This is a genomic window from Micromonospora sp. NPDC003776, assembly GCF_053605645.1.
Genome location: NZ_JBSGJR010000267.1, coordinates 1 through 8,953 on the forward strand (window position 1 = coordinate 1; position 8,953 = coordinate 8,953).

The 8,953-nt window shown below is 67.7% G+C and carries 7 protein-coding genes; 3 read left to right on the top strand and 4 right to left on the bottom strand.

The window, feature by feature from the left end:
* On the top strand, positions 1-318 hold a 318-nt coding region (locus ACWEVO_RS21000; protein ID WP_452309218.1), incomplete at its 5' end, for a transposase.
* Between the two features lie 179 nt (positions 319-497).
* Here ACWEVO_RS21000 and ACWEVO_RS21005 read toward each other — a convergent pair.
* Positions 498-914, bottom strand: a complete 417-nt coding sequence (locus ACWEVO_RS21005) for a MerR family transcriptional regulator (RefSeq protein ID WP_452309219.1) — start codon at positions 912-914, stop codon at positions 498-500.
* A 90-nt stretch (positions 915-1,004) separates the two neighbouring features.
* On the opposite strand from ACWEVO_RS21005, the gene ACWEVO_RS21010 reads away from it, so the two are divergent.
* Positions 1,005-1,910 (top strand): MBL fold metallo-hydrolase, encoded by a 906-nt coding sequence (locus ACWEVO_RS21010; protein WP_452309220.1) that lies wholly within the window; start codon positions 1,005-1,007, stop codon positions 1,908-1,910.
* Between the two features lie 1,378 nt (positions 1,911-3,288).
* On the opposite strand, the gene ACWEVO_RS21015 is transcribed toward ACWEVO_RS21010, so the two are convergent.
* Positions 3,289-3,696: an ATP-binding protein gene (locus tag ACWEVO_RS21015; protein WP_452309221.1), complete on the bottom strand. Its 408-nt coding sequence runs from the start codon at positions 3,694-3,696 to the stop codon at positions 3,289-3,291.
* Between the two features lie 448 nt (positions 3,697-4,144).
* Between ACWEVO_RS21015 and gvpJ the strand changes: the two genes are divergently transcribed.
* Positions 4,145-4,564, top strand: coding sequence for a gas vesicle protein GvpJ (gene gvpJ, locus ACWEVO_RS21020; RefSeq protein ID WP_452309222.1), 420 nt, complete (start codon positions 4,145-4,147; stop codon positions 4,562-4,564).
* Between the two features lie 46 nt (positions 4,565-4,610).
* Here gvpJ and ACWEVO_RS21025 read toward each other — a convergent pair whose 3' ends face one another.
* Positions 4,611-5,453, bottom strand: coding sequence for an IS5 family transposase (locus ACWEVO_RS21025; protein ID WP_452309223.1), 843 nt, complete (start codon positions 5,451-5,453; stop codon positions 4,611-4,613).
* Between the two features lie 1,422 nt (positions 5,454-6,875).
* Positions 6,876-8,894, bottom strand: coding sequence for a type IV secretory system conjugative DNA transfer family protein (locus ACWEVO_RS21030; RefSeq protein ID WP_452309224.1), 2,019 nt, complete (start codon positions 8,892-8,894; stop codon positions 6,876-6,878).
* Between the last annotated feature and the right edge of the window lie 59 nt (positions 8,895-8,953).

An 8,953-nucleotide genomic window follows, 5' to 3' on the forward strand; every position in this document is an offset into this window, starting at 1 on the left:
CTCCTCGACCTACTCGCGACCGCCCGCACCCACCCGGACCGCGAACACGTCCACCAGCTGCTACGCCGCTTCTACACCCGCTGCGCCGCCACCGAACTGCACGAACTCCACCGACTCGCCACCACCATCGAGACCTGGTGGCCACAGATCCACGCGTTCCTGACAACCGGGATCACCAACGCCGGCTCCGAAGGAACCAACCGGGTCATCAAGACCGTCGCCCGCGACGCCTACGGCTTCCGAAACCCCGAAAACCAGCGCCTACGCACCCGCACCGCCACCACCCGCCGCCACCGCGGACACCTCAACCCCGCTTAACTTCGAAGAGCCGGTATCCGAGGCTGCGCATGAAGCAGGACAGGACAACCATCTGGTGCTGGCCCTGTAGCTCCTTGCGGTCCAAGAGCTACTATCAAAACAACGTTGCGCGTGTCCTCGGGACGTGAGGGCACGCCCAACATCTTTCGTTAGGAATTCTTTAGTGGGAACTGGCCTTCTCAATCACGGAGAACCAGTTCTGGCTGGCTTGCGTCTGGCACCGACCCGGCGGCGAAGCTGCTGCACTCGGGACAGTCCGACACCATTGGGTGCCTGCAGGCGAGGACGTGCTCAAGGAAGCCCTGAGCGGCGCGTAGCCGGCGGATCTGGTCGACGATCCGGTCTCGTCGGTCACTCACCAGCGCGGCGCGGCGCTGACCGTCTCCGCGATACAGGTCTGCGATCTCGGCCAGTGACATGCCAGCTCGCTGGCAGAGCCGGATCAGCCGCGCCCGGGTGATCGTCTCGTCGTCGTAGATCCGGTGCCCGTTGGAAAGCCGGGCAGGTTCGAGCGCCCCGACCTCCTCCCAATGCCGCAGCACATGGGTCGGGACGCTGACCAGGGCCGCCGCATCCCCGATTCGCCACGTCGTCACGCAAGCTCCTTACGAATTGACTTCAGGTCAACCTGAACTTCTACGGTGCACCCCTCGGCGCGCGATGCGCCAGGGTGAGGGGAGAGGCTCATGATCTACACGATCCGTCAGGCCACCGTGGCGGCCGGTGCACTCGCTGCGGTGCCGTACCGCCTGATCCGGCCGCGTCCGATCGACCGGCGCTTCCTGGCGGGGCTGTCCGACGCCGGCCTCCCGCCCGGAAAGGTCGAGGTCGAGCTGATCGCATTGAACCAGACGGTGCGATCGGTGCCGACCCCACTGATCGCCGAGGCTGTCCGGACACCGCGCCGGGTCGGCAACTCCCTGTCCACGTACGTGATCCGGCATCCGGAGGTCACCGTGCTGCTCGATCCGTCGGTCTGTGTCGACGTCGGCGACCGGGTGATCGGCGAGCTGCCGTGGACGTTGCGGCCGGCGGTGCGGCCGCGCTACCAGGTGCTGCCGACCACGACGGCGCTGGAACGGGCCGGCATCGCGGCCGACGCGATCGACTTCGCACTACCTACCCATCTGCACTGGGACCACGTCTGCGGACTGCTCGACCTTCCCGGGCTGCCGGTCATGGTGCGGGAGCGGGAACGGGACTGGATGATGTCCGGCGACGTTGCACCAGCAGGCGGCGTCCGAGCCGCGCTGCAGGGCCGTCGGCTGGACAGCTACGAGTTGGACGGGCCGCCGGTGCTCACCTTCGAGCGCAGTCACGACCTACTCGGCGACGGGTCAGTGATCATGGTCGAGTTGGCCGGGCACACACCGGGGAGTGTCGGTGTCCTGCTGCGGACCTCCACCGGACCAGTGCTGGTCGCCGGTGACGCAGCCTGGCACGGGCTGCAGATCGAACACGTCCGGCAAAAGGCGCCGTACCCGGGGTGGCTCGTCGACGACGATCGCGATGCAGCCTTCCGCACACTGCACCGGTTGCACGCCATCCGAAACCAGGTCCGCATCATCCCGACCCACGACCCGAGCGCCTGATCCCCGATCCGAACCCCGCACGCTCGATCGCGCCGCCCCATCATCGCTTGACCGGACGTGGCGCGTTGCCTGCCGACGTTGAAGCGGAACTTAGACTGCCTCTCCCGTGACCTGCGGCGACCAGGTCGGCGCACTGGTCACGCTTGCTCCTGGGCTCACGTCGTTGATGGCTGCTTGCCGACGTTTCACAGGGTCTTGTGCCCCGTGTGTGCCCCGGCAGACTCCTTGACCCCCAGCCAACCAACTCGGCTGGCGCGCCAGCGGGTCAGGTGCGTTGCTGTACTTCCGAGCTGCGCAGTTCATCGAACGGCCCGTCTTGTTAGGACGCTGTAACGAGTGCTCGCGGTGGCTGCGCTTGTACTCCTGACAGGGATGGAACTCATGCCGGCGACATAGCCGGGGCCAGACCTGGAGTGCCGGGCGGCACCGCCATCACCACGTTCGGGCGGCAGGTGACGGCAAGTCTGGGTGGAAGGGAGTCACTGTGCCTGATCTTTCCTCGATCGCGCACGAGCGGGAGGTGCTGTCGGCCGTTGCGGATGCGATTGTGGCTGCGGCGGTCGGCAGGGGTCTGCGAGTGGCGGCGACGTGTCCCGACGCGCTTCTTCCCGTCGTCGGTCAGCTTGTGCGGGGGCTGCACGCTCGCGGTCTAGCATGCCGCTGCGTGGTCTCGAAGCACCACTCGCCTGGCACCGACTCGCCGTCGGATCACCGAGCCTCGGAGTCAGTGCTTGCTGTAATCACCAACGAGCCGTTCGCTCAAAACGGCGATGACGTACGGCGCGTAAACATCGACGTGACTGTTGGGGGCCCGGCGGGAGCCGGTGCCGCGGCCAGTCAGCGATGCGACGGAGACGACACTGACAGTCAAGCTGACATCATCATCGAATCTCACAACCCGGACGGGCTGGTCATTCGCCGCATGGCGCCCTACCTGTTCCCGTGCCGTTGCTGATTTACCGAGTGAGGCGGTTCCGCCCCCACACTGCACTTCGCGCTGACCTTACCTATTATCTACCCCTGATGCGCTAGTGACCGGTTTGGGAGTCTCGTGTGCGAGGCCACGAACCGTAGCGGGTGCCCCCGACCCCCGGGCCCCGCATGGCGCACAGGAAGGCCCCGGTCCCCCCCCCCCCCCCCCCAGAACGGGGCCTTCCCCCATCACGGCCGAACCGACGCGCCGTCGTCACTCGTTCCCATCGGCGCTTCTTGCAGGGCACCCTTGGCGGGGCGGTGAGGCCCGTCACACATTGCTACATGGCCAAACGTAGCCACCAGCGATCGTCCTTGGTCGCTCGCGGTCGGCCTGCGACGCGTCACCACTGTCGGTCCAGACGCACCTCCGCGCACCGCTGCCACAGGTCACCAGGGGCAGACATTAGGCCGCCTCCCCCGGAGTGATCGTGATGCTGACCGTGGCGGTCAGTCCCTGCGGAGTGCTGCTGAGGATTAGCTCCCTGACGAGCAGGTGCTGCGCCAGCCAGAGGCCGCGGTTGCCGGGCCGGGTGACACAGGGCACAGGAACAGCTTCGTCCATGCCTGGTCCATGATCGGAGATCCGGCACGTCACCAAGTCGTGGTAGCGGCGCAACAGCAACTCGCCGAAGCCGCCGCCGTGACGGACGACATTCACCACCAGCTCATGCACCGCCAGGACGAAGTCCTCCAAGCGCTCCCCGGTGAGCCCGACTGCCTCGACCGCAGCCGTAACCGCGTGACGCAGCTCTGACACCCGGTCAGCCGAGATCCGCACGGCCAACAACGTGTTCGCGTCTGCGCCCGGCACGGCTGGATCGTCCCCGGCACGACCACCGCCAGTCATTCGCCGAAGCTACAACGGCTGTCCCGCGTCTGCACCCGGAGCGTCCGGCGTACAGGTCGACTCGTCCGCCGCTCACCAGGTCGGCCGCCCGCATGTGGTGACTGACCTGCTGTTTCTCGGCGCTGCTGATCGTCCTCGGTCATCTTTGGTCGGCGCTTAACGGCCCAGCAACGGCCCAGACGGCCCGTAGACGGCCCAGCCCACCTGTAGCTGCACCGGAAGTTTTTGCCTGTTCGCCTCTGGGTACTGCCGCACCCGTCCCCAAGGATCGCGCCGACCTCTGGCCCTTCGTTCTACTCCCCGGTGGCCCCGTCACGCCCGAGTTAGCTGACCCGGGCAATCCCGTCGACCTGGGAACGAAGGAGAACCTGCTGAAGCGCGAAACACGAATCCGGCCCGAGGAGGGTGGCGAATGACCCTGGCAACCACCGGAGGGCGGCCCGGCGGGGCACTGGAGAGAGTCGGCAGCAGCGGCGGCAGCTTGGCTGACGTCGTCGAGACGGTTCTGGACAAGGGCGTGGTCATCGACGCACAGGTGGTTATTGCCGTAGTCGGCATCCAAATCCTGGAGATCAACGCCCGGATCGTCATCGCCAGCGTCGACACCTACCTGCGCTTCGCCGAAGCGGTCGACCGGCTGAGCATCGTGCCGAAGAACCAGAAGGGCCTGCCCGAGCTGGTGGAGGGAACCGCCAAGGCGGCCGGCAAGGCCAAGGCCATCGGCGGCATCGGCAGAGCAGCCAGAGAGATCAGTGACGCCGTCGTCGACTCGCTGAGCGACCGAGGAAGAAGCCAGGCGCGGCCACGCCGCCGCCGGCAGAAGGAGCGGTGACGGAGCGTCTCTAATTAGCTAAGAGGTCGCGCAAATAGGTTGGGCTTCATGGTCGGCGGGTGGGGCGGGTGTCCCATCGGTACAAGATCCACGCCTGGCGGATGAGGCTGCGGATGGTGATGATGGCGTCGGCGAGGTCGAAGTAGGCGTTGACCACGTCTTCTTTGCGTTCGTAGCAGCGTTGCAGCCGGTTGAAGGCGTTGTGCCAGGCGTTTGTGCGTTCGACGTGCCACCGCTGGGTGGCCTGGACCGGGGCTTTGACGCCCTTGCGGGCGATCTCGCCGGTCAGCCCGCGGGTGGTGAGCAGGTCGCGGGTTTTCTGGGAGTCGTACCCGGCGTCCAGGTGCACGGTGATGGTGGCGGGCAGCGGGCCGAGGTCGTTGAGCCGGTCCAGGGTGGATTCCAGCAGTGGGGAGTCGTGGCGGTGGGCGCCGGCCAGGACGCGGGCCAGTGGGATGCCGCGGGCCTCGACCATGACCGAGCGTTTCATGCCTTGCTTGCCGCGGTCGACCGGTGAACGGCCGGCGACCTCGCCACCGCCGGGGGCCTTGGTGATGCACCCATCGATGGCGAGGTTGTCCAGCAGCAGCCCGACGAGACGGTCGTAGGCGTCCAGCGCGATCGTCTTGAGCTGGGCGAACAGGCCCAGCTGGATCCACTCGTCGCGGCGGTTGCGGATTGTGGTGGCCGAGCAGGTCGAATCGGCGATGCCCTGGTAGGAGCAGCCGAACCGCAGCACCTGCAGCAACTTGTCGAACACGATCCGGTCGGCGATTCGCCGGCGGTGACAGCCCAGCGGATGGGTGGGATCAGTAGCGGGACGGGGCGGCAGCAGCGCGGCGAATTGGTCCCACAAGGGGTCGCTCAGCCATGATGGGACAGCGGGCACAGGCGTTCCAGTGATCATTGGGCGTAGGAACCTTCATGATCACGGGTACCTGTGCCCGTCTCCTACCCGGCTCATCCCCCCTGACCTATTTGCGCGCCCTCTAAGCGATCCTGAGTCGGATTGAGTGTCCGGGATCGTTTCCCACCTGGGTGGGGTCGCGTGGGCGTGGAGGTGATCCTGCTCCGCTTCCGCCGTGAAGTGCAGCGCCCCGGTCGGCGCAACGAGAGTCCTGACTGATGCATCGACCGCCCCGGAGCATGTCGCTCTCGACTGCTTGAGGCTCAGGGCTGGGCATGGCAGCAGAATCCGACGTACAGGTCGACTCGTCCGTCGCCCATCAGGTTAGACGCCGATACATGGCGGCCGACCTGCTGTTCCTTCGGCTGCTGCCGGTCGCCGGTCATCCCTGGTCAGCGTTTGACGGTCCGGGGACGGCCCGGGGTCTCTTGTTTGGCTAGCCGATCGAGGAGCCGGCCAAGCGGCCACCGTGTCGTTCAGCCATCGCGGACAGGGCTTCCATCCGCGCCTCAAATGCTGGGCTAGGCATGAGTTCGGGGAAGGCGACAACGAGTTGCCATCGGAGCCCTGCCGCGACATGCTCGTTGCTGGTCATAGGGCGGCCCGTCTGGCCCGGCTGGTACGTGGTCAGTAGCCGCGCGCCCAACTCCGCCAACTCTGCCCGGCATGTGTCAACGGCGGCGGGGCTCGGGAGGTCGATGCAGTACGTGGTCTGCGCCGCCGTCGCTTCGGGGTACTCGTCCCCGTGTCCCATGGCCCAGTGAAGACGCTGGGCCAGGTCGTGAAGGAGAAGGCTGAGTTGACCTTCTGAGGCTCCTGCTGGCAATGGCCCGTGCTCAGTCATTCGCCGGATCAGTCGCTGCGTCACGTCAGGTGGAAGCCGGTCTGCCAGTAACAGCCCGTGGAGAACCGCGTTCAGTCCGAGGAGTGCCGCTAGGTCTTCGTACGGCAGTGGCCGCATGTCAGGCTTCACCTGGCCAACCTATCCGCAGCCACCCCGAGCGACGGTCAGACGTTGAAGCGGACCTTGGGCGTGCATGCCGGTCACCCTGCCGAGACCGTCCGCTGACGCTGGTCGGGACCGCTCCTCGATCGACCTTGCCTCGGGCTGGCCGTCGACGTTTCACGCTGTCTTGTGCCCCGTATGCACCCGGCGTCTCAGCTGCGGAAGGTCGAAGCCGCCTGACTCCCCGCACAGCGACCCCGAGCAGTACACCGCCGACCGCGCAGAATCGGAGCAGAGAAGGACCCATCGGGACTCGGGAAGGTAGCCGGTTTCCATGGCAGCCCCGACGGCAAATCAGCAGAACTCCTACCGTCGCCACGGCCTGGTAGGTGAAACGGCGACGATGCGCGGCAGCAGCAGATCACTGTCATGCCACCACCGGCCACCACAGGTGAAGGTCAGCGGTCGCGTGATCCCATGCGCCGCTTCATCGCCGTGCGAGCAAGTTGCTGCATCGGCGGCTCTCCGTCGCCGCCGCGGTGGGCGGTGGCGCACGCCTGCCGGATCGCTGTCGCCTCACCCACGACCGGCGGGGGCGGGTTGGTGGTGAAGGTGAACCCGGGCAGCTCCCGGTTGCCGACCAACAGCCGGGCGGCGGCGGTGTAGACGTCGAGGTGGGCCAGGTCGTGCTCGTCCAGTTCGGGTTTGGTGTGCCGGGACAGCTCTCGCGCGTCGGCCGGGTCGACGGTGAAGAACACCTTCGACCGGGCGTTGGCCGACACCGCCGCCGCGACGTCTTTCGGTAGCTGTGCCAGGTCCTGGTGGGCCAGCACCAGCCCGAGCCGGAACCCTCGCGCCTCGGCCAGCATGTCCCCGACGCTGCCCGGCAACGTCAGGAAGTTCTGGCACTCGTCAAGGTAGAGGCAGGCGTCTTTGCGCTGGTCCTCCGGAACGGTGGCGCGGGCGATGGCGGCCTGCCACACCCGGGCGACGATCAGCGAACCGAGGATCCGGCTGGTCTCTTCACCGAGGATGCCTTTGGGCAGCCGGCACAGCAGCACCCCGCCGTCGAGGATCGCGCCCATGTCGAAGGAACTGTGCGCATTGCCGATGACACTCTTGACGAAGTCCCGCAGCAGAAACGCTCGCAGCCGGGCAAGGACCGGGGCGATGACCTGGCCGCGGAACTGCTCGTTGATGCCGTCGTACCAGACCCAGAACCCGCCGAGCCCGTCCGGGTCGTCCAGGCCGTGGGTGAACCTGGCCCGGAACTCCCGGTCCTGCAACAGCGACGGCACCAGACTCAGTGTCGGTTTCGCATGCCGCATCAGCGTCAGGCACGCCACCCTCATCGTGTCGTCCATCCGCGGACCCCACTGACCCTGGAAGATCTTCGCGAAGATCCCCACCAGGTTGTCCACCGCCAGGTGCCGGTCACCGCCGTCGTCGAGGGGGTTGAAGCAGGCCGGGTTCTCCTGGTCCGGGTCGATGAGCGCGATCTTGCTCGCATACGACGCGGGAAGCCGGTCGAGGATGTCGGTGATCAGGTCCCCGCGCGGGTCGATGACCACCGTCCCACGGCCGGCGTGAATGTCGGCGAGGATCATGTTCAGTAGCAGCGTGGACTTGCCGACGCCGGTCTTACCGACCAGGTGCACGTGCTGCCGGGCGTCGGCCACCCGCAGGCCGACGCTGTGGCGGCCGACCTGCGAGCGGCCGAGCACCTTCACACCCCGGCCGCCAGAGGGCACCTGCACCGGCGCCGGCACCGCCTTGGCCCGCGCCCGGTCCAAGCCCGGCACAGCGAGGTCCTGCGGCAGCGCGGCCAGAGCAGCCAACTCGGGCACGGTTGCCAGGAATCCGCGCCGTAGCCTCCGCCCGGCGATAGTGGCCACCGGCCGGGGCATTCTCATGCCCCGCAGCCGGTTAGGGCCGGTATAGGTGGCGGCGGCCGAGGCGATGCTGTGCCGCACCCCGGCCAGCCGCGAGCGGACCTGCGTGGCCCGCTGCCTGTCGGGTGGTGTCTTGTCCGCCTCGGCCGCTACGGCGAACCGCACCGCGACCTCGAAGTGCGGCACCCGCACCGCCTTATCCACGACTGTGCGGGCCTCAGCGCCAGCCACCGGATCCCGCTCCACCGCCCGGGCGCCGTACGCCGTCGTGCGTGGCCGCGACGCCCCGGGCGTGAATGCGTCGAGGAGCCACAGCAGGGGCTCGACGGCCAACCGCACCACTGCGGAAACGGCGCGGCCGGCCACATCGGGCCGCCCATGGGGATAGGTGCTGGTGGCCGCCGCCGCTCGGCGGGCGGCGCGCACTCGGCGGGCAGGGGCCGGACGGGCCAGGATCTGCACACACGCATGCTCACGGTGGCGGACCTGCGCGCCGGCGGCGAGCAGCGCCCGCAGCGGGTCAGGGTCGTGGTCGCCGCGCAGCGGCAGCACATCGCTGCGCTGCGGCCAGTGCGCCCCACCCACCTGGTTCGCCCAACGGCTGCGCCACTACCAGCAGTCCGGCTGGCTGCGGCTGGGCGCGA